17 protein-coding genes are annotated in these 18,964 nt (G+C 35.1%); 14 read left to right on the top strand and 3 right to left on the bottom strand.

The features are described 5' to 3' along the window. The first annotated feature begins 22 nt into the window (after positions 1 to 22). The 10 genes from COD11_RS25520 (at position 23) to COD11_RS25475 (ending at position 11,862) form a co-directional block, all read left to right on the top strand. Complete coding sequence (locus COD11_RS25520) at positions 23 to 1,009, top strand: FecCD family ABC transporter permease (protein ID WP_483296317.1); 987 nt, start codon at positions 23 to 25, stop codon at positions 1,007 to 1,009. Positions 1,010 to 1,286: 277 nt separating this feature from the next. Then, positions 1,287 to 1,457: a sporulation histidine kinase inhibitor Sda gene (gene sda, locus COD11_RS25515; RefSeq protein ID WP_141549754.1), complete on the top strand. Its 171-nt coding sequence runs from the start codon at positions 1,287 to 1,289 to the stop codon at positions 1,455 to 1,457. A gap of 149 nt (positions 1,458 to 1,606) precedes the next feature. Then, a complete protein-coding gene (locus COD11_RS25510; RefSeq protein ID WP_098799693.1) occupies positions 1,607 to 2,341 on the top strand; it encodes a LytR/AlgR family response regulator transcription factor in 735 nt (244 codons plus the stop codon). Between the two features lie 196 nt (positions 2,342 to 2,537). Further along, positions 2,538 to 4,424 (top strand): ATP-binding protein, encoded by a 1,887-nt coding sequence (locus tag COD11_RS25505; RefSeq protein ID WP_176551250.1) that lies wholly within the window; start codon positions 2,538 to 2,540, stop codon positions 4,422 to 4,424. Positions 4,425 to 4,571: 147 nt separating this feature from the next. After that, positions 4,572 to 5,204, top strand: coding sequence for a histidine phosphatase family protein (locus tag COD11_RS25500; RefSeq protein WP_176551249.1), 633 nt, complete (start codon positions 4,572 to 4,574; stop codon positions 5,202 to 5,204). Positions 5,205 to 5,487: 283 nt separating this feature from the next. Next, on the top strand, positions 5,488 to 7,386 hold the full coding sequence (locus tag COD11_RS25495; RefSeq protein ID WP_098799690.1) for a beta-glucoside-specific PTS transporter subunit IIABC: 1,899 nt from the start codon (positions 5,488 to 5,490) through the stop codon (positions 7,384 to 7,386). 72 nt (positions 7,387 to 7,458) lie between these two features. Beyond that, entirely contained in the window at positions 7,459 to 8,880 is a 1,422-nt protein-coding gene (gene ascB, locus COD11_RS25490) for a 6-phospho-beta-glucosidase (protein ID WP_098799689.1), read from the top strand. Positions 8,881 to 9,132: 252 nt separating this feature from the next. Further along, on the top strand, positions 9,133 to 9,963 hold the full coding sequence (gene licT / locus COD11_RS25485; RefSeq protein WP_098799688.1) for a BglG family transcription antiterminator LicT: 831 nt from the start codon (positions 9,133 to 9,135) through the stop codon (positions 9,961 to 9,963). A 288-nt stretch (positions 9,964 to 10,251) separates the two neighbouring features. Then, the gene (locus tag COD11_RS25480) at positions 10,252 to 11,583 is read left to right on the top strand and encodes an ammonium transporter (protein ID WP_218012763.1); all 1,332 of its coding nucleotides are present in this window, start codon (positions 10,252 to 10,254) and stop codon (positions 11,581 to 11,583) included. A gap of 27 nt (positions 11,584 to 11,610) precedes the next feature. Beyond that, entirely contained in the window at positions 11,611 to 11,862 is a 252-nt protein-coding gene (locus tag COD11_RS25475) for a hypothetical protein (protein ID WP_098799687.1), read from the top strand. Positions 11,863 to 12,021: 159 nt separating this feature from the next. Here COD11_RS25475 and COD11_RS25470 read toward each other — a convergent pair whose 3' ends face one another. The 3 genes from COD11_RS25470 to hxlA form a co-directional block, all read right to left on the bottom strand. After that, positions 12,022 to 12,771 (bottom strand): IclR family transcriptional regulator, encoded by a 750-nt coding sequence (locus COD11_RS25470; RefSeq protein ID WP_098799686.1) that lies wholly within the window; start codon positions 12,769 to 12,771, stop codon positions 12,022 to 12,024. 200 nt (positions 12,772 to 12,971) lie between these two features. Next, a complete protein-coding gene (gene hxlB / locus COD11_RS25465) occupies positions 12,972 to 13,529 on the bottom strand; it encodes a 6-phospho-3-hexuloisomerase (RefSeq protein ID WP_098799685.1) in 558 nt (185 codons plus the stop codon). A 14-nt stretch (positions 13,530 to 13,543) separates the two neighbouring features. Further along, positions 13,544 to 14,185: a 3-hexulose-6-phosphate synthase gene (gene hxlA, locus COD11_RS25460; protein WP_098799684.1), complete on the bottom strand. Its 642-nt coding sequence runs from the start codon at positions 14,183 to 14,185 to the stop codon at positions 13,544 to 13,546. Positions 14,186 to 14,333: 148 nt separating this feature from the next. Here hxlA and COD11_RS25455 point away from each other — a divergent pair, with 148 nt between their 5' ends. The 4 genes from COD11_RS25455 to COD11_RS25440 all read left to right on the top strand — a co-directional run. Beyond that, the gene (locus tag COD11_RS25455) at positions 14,334 to 14,699 is read left to right on the top strand and encodes a winged helix-turn-helix transcriptional regulator (RefSeq protein WP_098799683.1); all 366 of its coding nucleotides are present in this window, start codon (positions 14,334 to 14,336) and stop codon (positions 14,697 to 14,699) included. Between the two features lie 334 nt (positions 14,700 to 15,033). Further along, positions 15,034 to 16,968 (top strand): primary-amine oxidase, encoded by a 1,935-nt coding sequence (locus COD11_RS25450; RefSeq protein ID WP_098799682.1) that lies wholly within the window; start codon positions 15,034 to 15,036, stop codon positions 16,966 to 16,968. Between the two features lie 78 nt (positions 16,969 to 17,046). Beyond that, entirely contained in the window at positions 17,047 to 17,619 is a 573-nt protein-coding gene (locus tag COD11_RS25445) for a hypothetical protein (RefSeq protein ID WP_098799681.1), read from the top strand. A 74-nt stretch (positions 17,620 to 17,693) separates the two neighbouring features. After that, the coding region (locus COD11_RS25440) for an ammonium transporter (RefSeq protein ID WP_098799680.1) at positions 17,694 to 18,964 on the top strand (1,271 nt) is incomplete at its 3' end.

Genomic DNA, 18,964 nt, shown 5'->3' with positions numbered 1-18,964 from the left:
TCCAACTCAAGCAAAAAGAACAATCTTTATTACAATTGGATTAGTCTCTGCAATCATTGTCACCTTTTTCTTAAGCTTGAACTGGGGAACTATAAAAATTGCACCAATAGATGTTTTACAAGCTTTTGCCGGTAAAGGGACCGAGCAAAATATGATTGTTTTGTTTGATTTTCGCTTACCTCGAATGGTGATTGCGATGTTAATCGGCGCTGGTCTTGCTGTATCGGGAGCCATTTTACAAGGGGTGGCGCAAAACGGATTGGCAGACCCTGGGATACTTGGGATCAATTCAGGTGCAGGATTAGCTGTTGTATTATTTATTTTCTTTTTTCAGCAAAATCTAAACCTACCAGTATCTTACTCCATTTTCATCATGCCTTTTGCAGCCCTTCTAGGAGCATGTTTAGCAGCCTTTTTAATTTATGTGATTGCATGGAAAAAAGGAGGAGTTACTCCTACAAGACTTATTTTGGTCGGAATAGGAATCAATTCTGCCTTTTCCGCCTTGATCATTGTTTTTCAGTTGAAAATGGATCCACAAGATTTTATGCAAGCTACAATTTGGTTGTCAGGTAATATTGGAGGAACAGATTGGACGTATGTTTTAGCTATTTTACCGTGGATTCTTATCCTAATTCCATTTGCTATCTACAAAGCTCGCTATTTAAATGTTTTAACGATGGGTGATTCTATTGCAAAAGGGTTAGGAACAGATGTTGAAAAAGAAAGAAGAAAGTTTCTGTTAATATCAGTGGCACTTGCTGGAGCGTGTGTATCCGTAGGAGGGGGAATTGCCTTCTTAGGTCTTGTTGCACCTCATTTGACAAGAATGTTAGTTGGTCCACGACACGAGAGGTTAATTCCAATTTCAGCGTTAGTAGGAGCATTCCTGTTATTATTTTCAGATATGCTTGCTCGTAATGTGCTAGCACCTTCCGAGATTCCAGTAGGTCTTGTTGTTTCTGCTTTAGGTGCACCTTATTTTATCTATTTGTTAATAAAAAGTTAACAGAGACTACTAAAAGTATTGAGAAGGAAAAAAGAATATATCTAGTAAAAACATCACTTAATTGGTGGTGTTTTTTAGTATGAGCTTTTTCTATTAAATGTCTTTATTTGTAGATTTTTAGTAAAATGCCGATTATCCATCCTGAATGTAATAAATAGTTGGTTGGTCTGCCGATTCTCTTGTTTTTACAAAGAATTCTTAAATAGTTTGAATGTTTAATAGTAGTAAAATAGAGAATAAGCATACTATGTATTTCTGTTTAAAGGAGACTTTAACAATGCGACAATTGAGTGACAATCAACTACTACATGCCTATGAGGATGCTGTTTTTTATGAATTAGATCATAACTTTATCATAATGTTAAGGGAAGAAATTAATCGCAGGGACCTTGAAAGGGCGGAAAGTAGGATTATTCCCAAATCTATGTTTAAAACAAATAATACTTAATAAGTTTTCAAATAGTGCTGTTTGAATATCTTGTTTATTGATAAAGTTGGTAATATTTCCTACTAAGTAAGCGATTGTATCATGTTACAATATAAATAGGAGATTCAGATAATCGTAGATGATCAACCGGTTGAAAAGGAGGTCATAACATGAATCCCAAAATTAAAGTAGTCATTGCAGAAGACCATTTTGATTCCCAGCAAATCATAAGTGCCTTTTTAGAGCCACTGGATAGCTTTGAAGTTGTTGGGATTGCAAAAGATGGCGAGAGCTTGCTATATATAAATAGTAATAAAAAGCCTGACCTAATTATTGCTGATATTAATATGCCAAAGCTAAATGGTATCGATGCCATTTCATCATGTCTTAAAATTTCCCCAGATTTACAATTTGTTTTTATTACGGCATATGATGAATACGCTGTAAGTGCTTTTGATTTACACGCTGTTGACTATGTGATGAAACCTATAAAAAAAGAGCGGTTATATATCGCACTAGAAAGAGCTAAAAACGTACTTCTTGCAAATCAAAAGGTAGAAAAAAAACAAATTTTACCGATTACAGTAGACCGTACCTCACATTTTATCCATTTTTCTAGAATCGTCTTAATAGAAAAAGATAGTCGTAAAACGATTATTCATACAGTGGATCAGAAGTACGAAACAAATGAATCGTTAGATACGATTTTACAAAAGCTAAATCATGAATTTTTTAGAACACATCGGTCGTTTATCGTGAACTTAAACTATGTATCACATATAACATTTGAAGGTGATACACATTTTGTACATTTTCATAATTATCCCTATTATGCACATGTATCTAAACTTCAGAAAAACAATTTATATCATGCACTTTCTTATGAAGCTGAAAACTCTAAATAACTCCATGAGGAGATACTTAGAGTTTTTTTACGTTGTCCTTGTGAGATGCAGATGTTTTTCTATTGGTTTTACAGTGTGTTTTATATATTTTCATAGACTTTTATTAAAATTTCGAACTGCTTCCAATATTATTTTCTTCTCTGATAAAAAATGTTTGATTAACATAGTAACTATATTAGGACTCGGAGGATGGCGAATGAAAGCAAGTAAAACATCTAAGAGAGAAAAAACTCTTTTTTTAAACGAATTTATAAATAATTTAGAAAGAAAAGGTGCCCACATTTTATATATGTTTAATGATGAGAAAAGATATCTTGATCATGCATATCAATTTATTAGTAAGGGTATACAACATCAGGATAAAATATTGCTTGTAGACGAAAAAAGTGTATTTAGAAATCTATCTGACCTGTTAGTAAGCAATGGATATTCAGAAGAAGAGATGAATTTAATTGATTTTATGCCAGTTGATGAATTCTACCTTTCTGCTAAAGGATTTAATGCAGAAGATAGCTTTAAACAGTTAGAGGAAATTCTACAGTTAAATTTTGAAAAAGGAATTAGAACTCGAACATGGGGACAGATTTTACCGGATGATTCTTCTATAAGTGAGATAAGGAAATATGAGAGTCATGTAGATCGGCTTTTACAGGGGAGTAATACGATATCCGTATGTGCTTATAATGCCTTTATTACTCCGGCTTTTTTTCAAAATGAGTTATTAAAAATTCACGAGTATGTCATGATGGATGATGTAATTGAGAAATCCCCTTTCTATCATAAAAAATATACATCATTTCCTGCTTCAGAAAGAGAAAGGGTACAAAACTTAGAAAAAGAGAATAATATATTGATAAAGAAAAATGAAGAGCTGTTAATTGGGAATGCTCGTCAAAAGGAGCGTGAAAAGTATCTTGAATTACAAAAAATAAATGCAGAGAAAGCAAATCATGCAAAAACTGTCTTCTTATCACAAATGAGTCATGATTTGCGAACTCCTCTTAATACGATTCAAGGATACTCACAAATCCTATTAATGAATAAAAATTCTTCTGAACTGAATCAAAAAATATCCAAAATCTACAATGCCTCTGAACAATTACTGAATTTAATTGAGGAAATATTAGATTTTACCGCTATTAATACAGGAAGAGTGAATATTCATAAAGAGGAAATACAAGTCAAATCTTTTCTAGAAGATTGTGTAGGCTCTATTCTTGAAACAAATACTTCTGATATTGATATTCATTTCGAAGGTGTTCCATCAGAACTATTCATAGAAGCAGATCCAGTTCGTTTGAATCAAATTATGACGAATCTATTGGATAATGCCATGAAGTATAACAGAACAAATGGAACGGTTCATATTTATTGTGATTATGAAAAAGATAGCGAAGAAGTAAAAATTAACGTCAAAGATAGTGGAATTGGAATCGAGCATGAAGATCTGGATCTTATTTATGAGCCTTTTTATAGAAGTAAAAGTACAATGAATAACTGGAAAGGTACTGGTATAGGACTAGCCATTGTTTCACAGCTAACGAAGAGAATGAATGGTAAATACGGTGTGACAACAGAAGGAGGAAAAGGCTCAACATTCTGGGTTTCCTTTAAAAAGTTGACTAAACAGTCTAATGAATTCATGCAAAATAATGAGGAGCAATTGATTCCTTTAAGTCAACCTTTGCGAGTTCTATATATTGAAGATAACACGGACAATATTGATGTAATGAGATCAATGCTGCGTATTATTCAAACGATTGATTTACAGTGTGTAACGTCTGGAAAAGAAGGTATAAAACAAGTCATTGAACTAAAGCCCGATATTGTTTTACTAGATATTGCGTTGCCAGATATGAATGGGTTTGAAGCATTAAAACATATTAAATCTAACTCTGTAACAAAAGACATTCCTGTTATAGCTGTTAGTGCTGATGCGATGGAATCGACGATAAAAAAGGCTTCTGAAGAGGGCTGTTATGCTTATATTAAAAAGCCAATTCACTTAGATGAAATCCGCAATTTACTGGAGAGTACGATTAAGTATATCGTTTATAATCGAAAGAAAGGGCATGGCCATTAAGGTTATGCTTTTTTCTTATTTTTAGGTCTAAGGATAAATGTATGTTTTCATTTTGACATCATTAGAAGAGGATTATAATGGTCATAATGTCATTATTAGGGTAAAATCCTTTCATAGACCGAGACTGAAAAAAGGATGTGTTCATACATGGCAACTGAAAACAAATTAACTCTTTATTTTGTCCGCCACGGAGAAACTCAATATAATGTAGAAAGAAGAATGCAAGGTTTTTGCGATTCTCCTCTTACTGAAAAAGGAATTTCACAAGCTAAATCAGTTGGAAAAGGTTTGTCAGATATTGATTTTATTGCAGCCTACTCAAGTGACAGTCAGAGAGTTCTCGACACAGCTAAATATGCCATACGAGATCGTGACATTCCTTTAAATCCAGATGCACGATTAAAGGAAATGAATTTTGGTGTGTTGGAAGCTTTGTTAGAGGATGAAATTCCTAATCTATACGGAGATGCTCTTGAAAAATTATTCAGCCTTGATATCAATGCTTGTGCTCCTGAAGGAGAAACATATGCACAGCTTTTTGAGAGAACTGAACAAGCCATCAATGAAGTTGTTGAAAAACATGCTTCAGAAGGGGGAAATATTTTAATTTTTTCTCATGGTGTAACGATTGGTAATTATATTATCCAAGTAACAAACAGTAAAGAGTTCACGATTCATGAAAATTGCAGTGTTTCTGTTGTAATTTTTATTAATGGAAAACCACAAGTTGAAAAGATTGGTGACATAAGTTACAGAGATAGAGGTAATTTGCTTATATAAAATAAAGCCATAGGGGAAGAAAACTACTTTCCTCTATGGCTTTATTTACATATAGTTCCAAAGTCTAGTAAACTAAAAAAATATTAAAAGAAAGCGTTGACATTAAACTCTACCCATGATAAATTACATATAACAAATAAATAAACACATATTCCGTTATAGGAATGTTACCTTAAGTGGGCATAACCTGGACTGAATAGTGACACAATATTCGCGATATTTGTGTGCTATTCGGCTCAGGTTTTTTATTTGTCTAAAATTAAGATGAAGGAAGGGACAGCTCATGAAATACGAGCAGTTGGCTAAAGATATTATTGCAAATGTCGGCGGGAAAGAAAACGTTTCCAGCGTTGTGCATTGTATTACTAGATTACGTTTTAAATTAAAAGATGAATCAAAAGCAAACACTGAAGTGCTTAAAAATATGGATGATGTTGTAACTGTTATGAAAAGCGGTGGACAATATCAAGTTGTTATTGGGAATCATGTTCCGGATGTTTATCAAGCAGTATTACATGTTGGTGGTTTTCAAGGTCAGTCACAAGTCAGTGATGATGAAGCAAAACAAAAATCAAGCTTTATAGACATTATTTCTAGTATTTTTACACCAGTTCTTGGTGTATTAGCAGCAACAGGGATGATCAAAGGTTTTAACGCACTTTTCATTGCAATGGGTTGGTTGGAGTCAACTTCAGGAACGTACCAAATTTTAAATGCCGTTGGTGACTCTCTTTTTTACTTCTTCCCAATATTCTTAGGTTATACAGCAATTAAAAAGTTTGGTGGAAATCCATTTATCGGTATGGCCATTGGGGGTTCGTTAGTTTATCCAACCTTATCAGGGTTAACGGCAGGCGAACCACTCTACACATTATTTGCCGGAACAATGTTTGAATCACCAATCTATATTACATTTTTAGGTGTGCCAGTTATTCTAATGAGTTATGCATCATCCGTTATTCCAATTATTCTAGCAGCATATTTCGCATCTGTTGTTGAAAAACGCTTAAGAAAACTAATTCCAGATGTCGTAAAAGCATTCCTAGTACCAATGTTTACGCTATTAATTGTAGTACCTGTTACTTTTATCGTGATTGGACCTGTAGCAACATGGGCAGGTAATTTATTAGGTCAATCAACTCTATTTATTTATGAACTAAGTCCAATTATTGCAGGTGTTTTTGTAGGTGGTTTATGGCAGGTACTTGTTATCTTTGGTCTTCACTGGGGGCTTGTACCTATTGCGATCAACAACCTGGCAACAATGGGAGCAGATCCAATATTAGCAACAACATTAGCAGCATCATTTGCACAAATCGGTGCGGTACTCGCAGTTTATGTTAAAACAAAGCAGCAGAAATTAAAAACACTAAGTATTCCAGCATTCATTTCAGGTATTTTCGGTATCACAGAACCAGCTATCTATGGAATTACATTACCTCTTAAAAAGCCATTTATCATTAGCTGTATTGCAGCCGGTATTGGTGGAGGAATTATCGGTGCAGTTGGAACGAAGCTTTATATGATCGGTGGTCTAGGAATCTTTGTTATCCCAGCCTTCATTAGTCCAACTGAAGGAGTTACATTTGCTTTATGGGGAGCGGTTATCTCATTTGTTATCGCATTTGCTCTAGGCTTTATTCTTACGTATCTATTTGGAATGGGGAAAGCTAAAAACGAAGCAACTGAATCTCCTCAACATGAAGTAGCAGCAACAACAGCTTCAAATGTTAAAAAAGAACAAATCATTAGTCCTTTAACAGGTGAAGTTAAGGTATTATCAGAAATTGAAGATGAAGCGTTTGCATCAGGTGCGTTAGGTCATGGAGTTGCGATCGAGCCAAGTGAAGGTAAGCTACTTGCTCCTGCTTCTGGTATCGTGACTGCACTGTTCCCGACGAATCATGCAATTGGTATTACAACTGAATCTGGAGTGGATATTCTGATTCATATCGGTATGGACACTGTGCAATTAGAAGGAAAGTATTTTACAGCCCATGTTTCTCAAGGTGACCGTATTGAAAAAGGTCAACTCTTAATAGAATTTGAGATGGATAAGATTAAAGAAGCGGGAAAACCGCTAACAACACCTGTTGTGGTAACGAATCATAAAGAGTTTAATCTAAACGTAACACCTGAGAAACAAGTGAAAACTGGAGACTGTGTTTTTACAATAAACTAAATGTCAACTAAGGATGAGATCGTCTTTTTAGACGTTCTCTCCCTCATTTTTTAATAAAAAGGAGTTTTCTTCATGGCTTTTCCAAAAGGATTTTTATGGGGCGGTGCGATTGCTGCCAATCAAACAGAAGGAGCCTATCTCGAAGGTGGAAAAGGATTAACAACAGTTGATTTACTACCAACAGGAGAAAAGCGCTGGGATATCATGTTTGGCAATCTTCCTTCTTTCCAACCACTTGAAGGTGAATTTTACCCATCACATTCGGCAATTGATTTTTATCATCGTTATAAAGAAGATATTGCACTTTTTGCAGAGATGGGATTTAAAGCATTACGTGTATCTATTTCATGGGCTCGCATTTTCCCAAATGGTGATGACGAGCAGCCTAATGAAGAAGGGTTAAAGTTTTATGATGATCTTTTTGATGAACTATTAAAGTATAATATTGAACCTGTTGTAACAATTGCTCATTTTGATGTGCCTGTTAACTTGGTTGAAAATTATGGAAGTTGGAAAAACCGTAAGCTTGTTTCTTTATTTGAAACCTATGCGACAACTCTATTTAAACGTTATAAAGATAAAGTAAAATACTGGATGACGTTTAATGAAATTAATATGTTATTACATTTGCCATTTGTAGGTGCAGGCCTTGTTTTCAAAGAAGGGGATAATAAAGAGCAAATAAAATACCAAGCTGCACATCATCAATTAGTTGCTAGTGCGCTTGCTGTGAAAGCTTGTCACGAAATCAGCCCAGGGGCAATGATCGGCTGTATGCTTGCTGCTGGTATGACCTATCCATATACATGTAATCCTGAGGATGTGTGGGATGCAATGGAGAAAGACCGTGAATCATTCTTTTTCATTGATGTTCAATCACGTGGATCATATCCAGGGTATGCGAAAAGATTTTTCAGAGATCATAACATAAAAGTGGAAATGGAAGCTGGAGACGAAGAACTTCTTAAGAATCATACCGTCGACTACATTGGCTTCAGCTATTATGCAAGCCGTGCAACAAGTACAGATCCAGAAATAAACAATATGACAGCAGGTAATGTATTTGGATCTATTGAAAATCCATACTTAGAAAAGTCAGAGTGGGGCTGGACGATCGATCCTAGAGGTTTCCGTATAACCGCAAATCAATTATATGATCGCTACCAAAAGCCATTATTTGTTGTTGAAAATGGTTTAGGTGCTATTGATAAGGTAACTGCGGACGGTGAAGTGCACGATAACTACCGTATCGAATACTTGAAAAAGCATGTTGCGGAAATGAGTGAAGCGATTGAAGATGGCGTGGAGATTATTGGTTACACCAGCTGGGGGCCAATCGATATTGTGAGTGCCTCTACAGGTGAAATGAAAAAACGCTACGGATATATTTATGTTGATAAAGATAATGAAGGAAACGGGACACTACAACGATATAAAAAGAAAAGCTTTAATTGGTACAAAAAAGTAATTGAGAGTAATGGTGAAGTGCTTTAAGTGAATGCGTCTCTCTTTAAAAAAAGATGGTTTTGAGTGATATAAGCATGTGATATGCTAATGGAGAATACTTTTGATCATCATGCAATAGAAGGAAAGCTGACATCAGCTTTCCTTCTATTATACAGGGTTTCTCCTATAATCTTTAAAAGTGGTCAATGGGAAATGGTATCACTTATAATACAGTATAAAGTAAAGCTTATACGAGAAATTCTGTTTAACAAATAAACCATAAAAAGTTTAGGTGGTTATATGAAAATAGAAAAAGTATTTAACAACAATGTTGTAAGTGCATTTAATGAAGAAAATATAGAGCTTGTTATCATGGGGAAAGGTCTTGCTTTTCAAAAAAGACCTGGTGACGAAATAGAAGAAGATAAAATAGAAAAAGTGTTCACATTGAAAAACAAAGACATGTCGGAACGATTTAAAACACTACTATATGAAGTTTCAATTGAACTTATGGGAGTAACAGAAGAGATTATTAAAAAGGCAAAAAGTAAGCTTGGAAGAGAATTAAATGATAGCATTTATGTTTCTCTTACAGACCATATTAATTTTGCCATTGAACGTAATAAGAAAGGCCTCGACATAAAGAATGCTTTGCTATGGGAAATCAAAAAGCTATATAAAGATGAATTTTCTCTTGGTGTAGAAGCACTAGGTATGATCAAGGAAAAGCTTCATGTGACGTTACCTGAAGATGAGGCTGGCTTTATTGCCATGCATATTGTGAATGCAGAGCTTAATGAAGAAATGCCTAATATCGTGAACATTACAAAAACGATGCAAGACATTTTGAAAATTGTTAAATATCATTTCAAAATGGATTTTAATGAAGAATCACTTAACTTCTTCCGCTTTGTCACACATTTGAAATTTTTTGCTCAAAGACTATACAGCAAAACCTATATGGAAGGTGAAGATGACTTTCTGTTTGAAGCTGTAAAAAACAAACATAAGCAAGCTTATGAATGCACAGAAAAAATTAATGATTATGTGAAAAGACAATTTGATTATGAATTAACGAATGATGAGAAGCTGTATTTGACGATTCATATTGAGAGGGTTATTAATAGGTAGAAAGAGGGCATCCATGGTCTGTTATTAGACACTTGGATGCCCTTTTCTTTTTAAACACTAGCTTACATAAATACTATTAAAGTTTAGAAAATGTTAAATAACATAACAACATTTCCGGAAAATTCCCATTATTTAAGAAAATGAACTATAAAGAAGAATCACATTTATAGATAATATGAGTAATCAAGTTAATCATTTTTTAAAATCTAACAAACAAGGAGGAGGTACGATTCATTTTTTGTAAGGTATAGGTCCATTGTGATTCTTGAGTTAGAAGGAGGAGGTTAAGTGGAGGAATTAAGTCAAACCTATGAATTGTTTGCTACCACTATGATTGAATCATTTTATTGGTGGTGTATCGCATTTATGTTACTCATTCACGCAGGATTCCTTTCTTATGAAATAGGAGTCTCCCGAGTGAAAAATGTGTTAGCTTCTGCAATGAAAAATTTAATGACAATTGCCGTTGTAATTCCTACTTTTTACTTTTTTGGTTGGTGGATATATAATGCATTTCCTGATGGTCTTATACCCAGAATGAGTGATGCTGCATTAGCTGCATTACCTTGGAGTGAAAATATGGGTCCAAATGTTGCAGATCACGCTAGTGGTATATTTTGGGGGGCATTTGCATTATTTGCTGCTACAACTTCTTCTATTCTATCAGGAGCCATAATTGAGAGAATTAGATTAAGTGCTTTTGTAATATTAGCAATTATTCTTGGATCTGTCATATGGAATTTAGCCGCTTCTTGGGGCTGGCATGGAGAAGGATGGTTTTTAACAAAGTTTGGTTACCATGATGTTGGTGCGGCTGGAGTAGTTCATGCTATTGCAGGCTTCTTCGCACTAGGTGTGTTAATCAATCTAGGACCACGTATCGGAAAATATACGAAAGAGGGTAAGCCAATTAATATTCTTCCACATAATCTTCCATCAACATTACTAGGATTAATGCTGATTTTTGTAGGATTTTTCGGCTTTTTAGGTGGATGTATTATTGCTGTCACAAACGGTGAATGGATGACAATTTATGGAACACCTACAAATTTATCTGCATTTAGCTTCAATGCTTTAATGGGGCTATCAGGAGGACTTATTGGATCCTTTATTGTAACAAAAGGAAACCCGTTTTGGACTGCTTCCGGCGGTTTAGCAGGAGTAATCTCTGTAGGAGCAGGATTAGATTTATATCACCCAGCCCTTGCGTTAATTATCGCTGTTATTGGTGGAGCAATCAGTCCTTTTATAGGGAATTTTCTTGAAAAGAGAAAAATTGATGATCCTGTTGGAGCAATTGCGGTTCATGGTTTTATCGGTATATGGTCTGTAATAGCAGTTGGGGTATTTGCTTCAGGATATCCTAATATTAATGGACCGGAGATATCATTACTGGGACAATTAATTTGTGCAGGAATCATCATTTTGTTAGGCTTCCTACCTGGATACGGCATATCTTTTATGTTGAAAAAGTTAAATATGTTAAGAATTCCAAAGCATGCCGAATTATTAGGATTAGATTTAACTGAAATCCCTGGATCTGCTTATCCTGAAGGAATTCCTATCACACCTGAAAGATCCAAACTGAAAGAAATATCTGTTGAAAATAAGATTGGCTAAAATTTATAATATGGAGGTTTTAATTTAATGAATACAAGTCCTATTGTAAGTTGGGAAAATGTTGGTGCTTATTTTACTTTTGGCCCTGGATCATTTGGGATGTGGTTATCAATCATTATAGCAATAGGAATAGTGGCAGCTCTAGTTTATTCAATGATTCGTCATGAAAACCACTCTTTCACTGAAACGGTTGAAATATATCCGAGCCTTCAAAATGAATTAAGTGTAAAGTGGGATTTAGAAGAAGTCATTCAGCCGGGATTACCAAATGTACAATAATCAAATATAGGAGCAAGGCAAAAAGGGCAAGAGATTATAATCATCGATCTCGCCCTTTTTATTTATGGTAAAAAGAGAATACAGCATATTAATCTGCTGGTGATACTGAAGACTTATTGATTAAGCAGGAGATGTTTGTCCAAAACAGGTAAGGCGAAATTACCCAATCCAACCCAATTCTTTGGAAATAGTTTTTGAGTATGTAAGAAGTAAGTCAATAAGTTTATTTAAACGATGATTTTCATTTTCTGTATTTATTGATAGACTAATCGATGCAATAACTTTATCTTCCCAAGAAAAGATTGGAACAGCAATACTTGTTGCTCCTTTAATTTTTTCTCCGTAAGTAAGCGAGAACCCATATTGCTTTATGACACGAAGTTCTGATTCTAAATCGTTTCTATCTTCAACAATATTCTTTTCAACAAGTTCAGTAATGACTTTGTCTCTAGTATTTATACCTAGATTGGCTAAGATGACTTTGTTTGCTGCATCAACTGAGAGGGGGAGACGTATTCCTTTTACATCTGTATTGAAGTTGTAAATTGGAGCAATTGAATTAACACAGTCAATAATAACACCTTCAGTGCTTTCCATAACGGATAAATAAACACTTTCTTCAGCCTCTTTTGACAGTTTAATTAGTAGTGGTAAAGCTGTACTTCGAACTAATTTACTTTCTCGAATAGATAAACCTAATTCAATTAATCGCGTACCAAGACGAAATCGTCGGGTCTCCATATCTTGAACAACAAACCCAACCTCGCATAAACAATTAAGTAAGCGGTGAACGGTTTGGACTGGAATTTGTAGCTGACGGCTAATTTCTGTTGTACTCCAATCCTCCTTTTCTTCTTTTGGTCCAATTAAAGTAAGAAGCATCATTGATTTTTGGATAACTCCTGCCAATATGATCACTCTCCTACATAGAATCTTAACTTGATAAAATCATAGTAAAAGAGAAATGAAGAAAAAATATTATTTATGTAATAAACTCTAACATAGATTTTATCATTACTTAAAAGTGATGAATCAGGACGATTTAGAAAAAGGACTTGATTTTTGTAGAAAAAAATCAAGTCCTTTGTGCAAATCATAAGTTGTAAGATTTATTCTAGGTTAGCGTGTTTTGTATACATATCAGTTGTTGTTAACGACTGAATCTCCATATACCTAAGAATGATTGAATCAAAAAATAATAGTAGGGTTTGCTCAAAAAGAGAACCCATTGGCTGAATCGTACCATATTCATTTCCTTCTTGATTTTTTGGAGCGGCAGGAATTTTTATGATAAGATCACTCATTTCACCAATAGTTGAATTAGGAGAAATGGTGACAACAGCGACTGAGGCACCATAGCTTTTCGCTTTTTCTGCCATAGAAACCAAGCTTTTTGTTTCACCTGACCCTGAGCAGATGATTAATAGATCATGCTTATTAATACTTGGGGTGGTTGATTCACCTACAACAAAAGAACGAATACCCATATGCATGAGACGCATCGCAAAAGATTTTGCCATTAGTCCAGATCTTCCAGCACCCGCTAGAAAAACGTTTGCTGAAGTAGAGATGAGCTTCAAGAATTCTTCCGTGTCCGAATTAGAGATCTTAGGAGTGGAAGAGCTTAACTCTTCCACCACTTTAGACAAATAATAACTTATTTCCATATACTTAACCGTCCTTAAACAAGTGCTGCTTGTTTGACTAATTTTTGCATTTGGGATGCTACAGCTTTTTTATCTTCCTTGCTGGTAATTCCACCACCAACAATAACTAGATCTGGTTTAGCTTCAATAACTTCTGGAAGTGTTTCTAGTTTAATACCACCAGCAACAGCTGTTTTTGCATGTTTTACCACTCGTTTAATCGTGCGTAACTGTTCAAATGAATTTTCTCCTTCTGCCTGAAGGTCATATCCAGTGTGTACACAAATATAGTCAACGCCTAGAGCATCTACTTCTTTTGCACGCTGCTCTATATCTTTAACATTGATCATATCAATCAGGATTTTTGTTCCTTGTTTTTTAGCTTCTTCAACAGCACCTTTAATCGTTGCATCATCTGTTGCACCTAGAACCGTTACAATGCCAGCTCCGGCTTCGGATGCTTTCATTACTTCATAACCACCAGCATCCATTACTTTTAAATCTGCTAAAACGGTTAAAGAAGGAAATGCTTCTTTTACTTCTTTTACTGCTCTTAGTCCTTCGTTAATGACAACAGGTGTTCCAATCTCAACAATATCAATGTATTCTTTTACCTCTTCTACTACTAGTTTCGCCTCTTCAATATTTACTAAATCTAATGCCAATTGTAATTCCATGTTCATTCCTCCCAATTTGTGTTGTTGTGTTTCTTTATATTTTTTATTATATTTAAAATATCCAAAATAAAAAGTACGCACTTTCAAATCATATAGTGTATAAAAATATACCGTTATGATTTGCTAAGTAAGATGAAAGGGGATTTAGATGAGTCGCTTTGATGAAAAAACCTTTAATTGTGAGAAAGAACTAACTTTAAATGTTATTGGTGGGAAATGGAAAATGTTGATTATGTGGCACTTAGGTAAAGATGGGACACTTCGGTTTAATCAGTTAAAATCTTTAATTCCAGGAATTACACAAAGAATGCTTGTTAATCAATTAAGAGAACTAGAAGAGGATTTAATTGTTCATCGTGAAGTATACCCAGTTGTCCCGCCAAAAGTGGAATATTCTCTAACTGCTCAAGGGGAAACATTAATGCCAATTCTTGAATCGATGTATGAATGGGGAAAAGAATACAGAGCTAAATATTTAGAACACACTAAATTTGAAGAAGATGCAATGAGATAAATGAGTGTAATTGTTGAAAAAGGTACAATGTAAGGGAATCTTACACGTACCTTTTTTTATTGTATTTATTTTGTTGGAACGGAGGAAATCTTGGAAGGGTATTGAGATGCATTAGAAGTCACCAGCTAAAACAAACCCATGAAGTATAAAGCAACAGTAATTAAAAAACTTTTATTTTGCATTTAGTAGGAAAGAAATCAGCATTAGAAAAATTTTCTAAAAAAACAGTGGGAGATATTCTTACATAAAGATTAACAATGTCCAAAAAGTGATATAAAACTAGATTAACAAAATATTTCAAAAATTTTGTAAAAAATCTAGGAGGTAGATATTCATGCAAACAGTCGAAGACATTAAGGTAAAGCATCCACTAGAGCCATTAACAGCAGATGAAATCACAAAAGCAGTTATGATTTTAAGAGAGGGAAAGCAATTAAGCGATCAAGCAAGATTTGCTCAAGTTACTTTAAATGAACCCGAAAAGGATGTTGTCTTATCGTTTAAAGAAGGAGACACAATCGACAGAGAAGCACATATTATCCTACTAGAACCGGAAACAAGTGAAACATACGAGGCGATCGTATCCATTACAAAAAATGAAGTTGTATCATGGGAATTCATTCCAGATGTTCGTCCTGGATTCATTTTAGATGAATTTGATGCAGTGGAACAGTTAGTTATTAATGATCCTGACTATCAGGCAGCTCTTTTAAAACGTGGAGTAACAGATCCAAGCTTAGTGATGGTGGATCCTTGGTCATCTGGATATTTTAATATTAAAGAAGATGAGGGGAAAAGACTTGTGCGTGCCTTGGCTTGGGTAAGACCAGAGGCAAACAAAAACGGGTATGCATTTCCTCTTACTGGCTTAATAGCTGTTGTTGATGTGAATAAAATGGAAATACTAAGAATTGAAGATTACGGGGTAAAACCATTGCCACCAACAGATGGTGCATTTGCTCCTGAAGAAGCAGAAAGTTATGAGATTGATTTGCGAAAAGATTTAAAAGCTTTAGACATTACTCAACCTGAAGGACCAAGTTTCAACATTGAAGGTCATTCAATTGATTGGCAAAAATGGAAGATTCGTTTTGGGTTCACACCTAGAGAAGGACTTGTTCTTCATACAGTCGGCTATGAGGATAAGGGTAAAGTACGTCCGATTTTATATCGAGCAGCTTTATCTGAAATGGTTGTTCCGTATTCAGATACAAATCCAGCACATAATTGGCAAAATGCTTTTGATGCAGGGGAGTACGGAATCGGACAACTCGCAAATTCACTGGAACTAGGGTGTGACTGCTTAGGCTACATAAAGTATTTTGATGCAGTAATGTCAAATAGTAAAGGTGAGCCTTTCACAGTTAAAAATGCAGTATGTTTACATGAAGAAGATTATGGTGTTGCATGGAAACATACCGATTGGAGAACAAATCAGGTAGAAGTTCGACGTTCACGTCGTCTAGTACTTTCATTTTTTGCAACAGTAGCAAACTATGATTATGGATTTTTCTGGTCATTCTATCAAGATGGTACGATTGAATGTGAAGTCAAATTAACAGGTATCTTAAATGTTGGAGCACTTGATGAAGGGGAAATCCCTAAATATGGAACGATGGTTGCTCCTCAAGTTAATGCACCACATCATCAACATTTCTTTAATTTCCGTCTTGATACAATGCTTGATGGTGTTCAAAACTCTGTTATTGAAACAGAAACTGTCGCAGAAAAGCCAGGTCCTGATAACCCGAATAATAATGCATTTTATCCTGTATCAAAAACATTTAAAACAGAAATGGAATCAGTTCGAAATATTGATCTTCCTACTCAGCGAACATGGAAAATCGTTAACCCGAATTCTAAAAACTACTTAGGTCAGCCAGTTGGATATAAGCTTGTGACTGGAGAAAACTGTCTACCATTTGCTAGTGATGATGCTACTGTTATTCAGCGCGCCGGGTTTATTAAAAATCATTTGCATGTTACAAAATACGATAAAAAACAAATGTATGCATCAGGTAACTATCCAAACCAACATAAAGGTGGAGATAGTCTAGAACACTATGTAAAAGCAGATCGTTCTATTGAAAATGAAGATGTTGTGGTTTGGTATACAATGGGGCACCACCATATCACAAGACCGGAAGATTGGCCGGTTATGCCGACTGCCTACCAAAGTTTTCAATTAAAGCCAGTTGGATTCTTTGACCGCAATCCTGCTCTGGATTTACCTCGTCCAGCTCCTAAAAAGGGATCTAGTTGTCATTGATTATTTTAAGATATGTCATTAAACCTTAAGGGGGAGCTTGGTCTTCCCTTTAGGTTTAAATAAGGAAAGGTGGTCTTCATGGTCATAATAAGTTCTTTAGTCGTGCTAGCTTATATAGCCTTTTATATCGGAGTTGTTTATCCCAAAAAACAATACATTAATTCTATGTTGGCTAAAATGATTAGTATGACGCTTGGAATGACTAGTAGTCTACTAATAGGACTAATTTTAGGTGTTACTTTACAAGGGAATTTTGCTTTTTCTACTATTATATCAATTCTAATTAGTTTTGTTATAGCATTATTAATAGGTACTCCGTTAGGTTCTATGTATTCCACTGAAGCCCTTTGTTCGAGTTTAATGGGGGCTATGATGGGGGCAATGACTGGAGAAATGCTTCCTAGCCAGGAAATAAATATGATGTTGTTATTCATGGATTGTGTATACATTGTAAGCATGGCGTACATGTTTATGCTAGTTAAGAAAGAAGAGCTGAAAAAAGATCATTCAAAAAAGAAAAGAAGTCCCTCTCTTGCTATTTTAGGCACAGTTGTCATCCCAATCCTCATTATAAGCTTTTTAAACTTCATAGATATCAACGCACAAAAAATAGATCAAGAAGAAATCGACTCTGAACATATGCATCATTAGATAAACTGATAATACTATTATAGTTTTCTATGTTATAGCTTGGATAACAATAAAAATCAAGGAGGACTATGTATATGTGGAATATTTTAAAAAAGAATAAGATGCTATTATTTTCTTTACTTGTACTACTGTTACTTCCTATTAATGCATTTGCCGCAGAAGAAGTAGTGATTGATTCTGGTGACACAACTTGGATGCTAGTTGCGACAGCCATTGTTATTTTCATGCATGTTCCTGGTTTGGCTTTGTTTTATGGGGGACTTGTTAGCGAACGAAATGTCGTCTCAACGATGATGCATAGTTTTGTTAGTTTACTAGTTGTCACAATCGTGTGGGTATTATGGGGGTATACCTTAACCTTCGGAACAGATATTGGAGGATTTATTGGAGGCCTTGATTACTTAGGTTTTAATAGTGTTGGGGAAGAAGCTGCCTTTGGCTCGTTAACAATCCCTCATTATATCTTTGCGATCTTTCAGTGTGCATTTGCAGCTATTACAGTTGCGATTATCTCCGGAGGGATTGCTGGAAGAATATCTTTTCCAGCTTGGATATTATTTTCAATTCTATGGATCACCTTTGTATATGCTCCTATGGCTCATTGGGTTTGGGGCGGAGGTTGGCTATTCACAATGGGAGAATTAGATTTTGCGGGTGGTACAGTTGTTCATATTCTTTCAGGTGTTAGTGCTCTTACTGCAGCTATTGTGATTGGACCAAGATTTGAGCATTTAAAGAAGGATCATCAACCACACAATATAGTGTTATTTTTAATAGGTGCTGCCACGCTTTGGTTTGGTTGGTTTGCATTTAACTCAGGTAGTGCCCTTGCTTCAAATGGTTTAACTGCGCTTTCCTTTGCTAATACACAGGTTGCAGCAGCAGCAGGTGGTTTGGGCTGGTTATTAATCGAATGGAAACTTCGTAAACGTCCTACTTTAGTAGGAGCTGCAACTGGTGCAATTGCTGGGTTGGTAGGGATAACGCCAGCAGCTGGTTTTGTTACTGTTGCGTCAGCTCTTCTTATTGGGTTAATTGCAGCTCCAGTTTGTTACTTTGGCATTCATTTTGTTAAAGCCCGTTTTAAATATGATGATACATTAGATGCATTTGGAGTTCATGGAATAGGAGGAATTTGGGGTGCTATTGCAACAGGATTGTTTGCGACAAAATCTGTTAATGAAGCAGGAAACAACGGATTGTTTTATGGAAATGCAGAGCAATTGCTACATCAATGTGTTGGTGTAATAACGGCAGTAGCATTAGCAGCTATTGGAACCTTTGTTATCTTAAAAGTAGTAAGTCTCTTTACACCTTTACGTGTGAGGGTAGTGTCAAAAGATTT

Source organism: Bacillus sp. AFS040349, assembly GCF_002577655.1.
In the GTDB taxonomy this organism is placed as follows: Bacteria; Bacillota; Bacilli; order Bacillales; family Bacillaceae; genus Metabacillus.
This window is presented reverse-complemented; position numbering and strand designations above follow the sequence as displayed.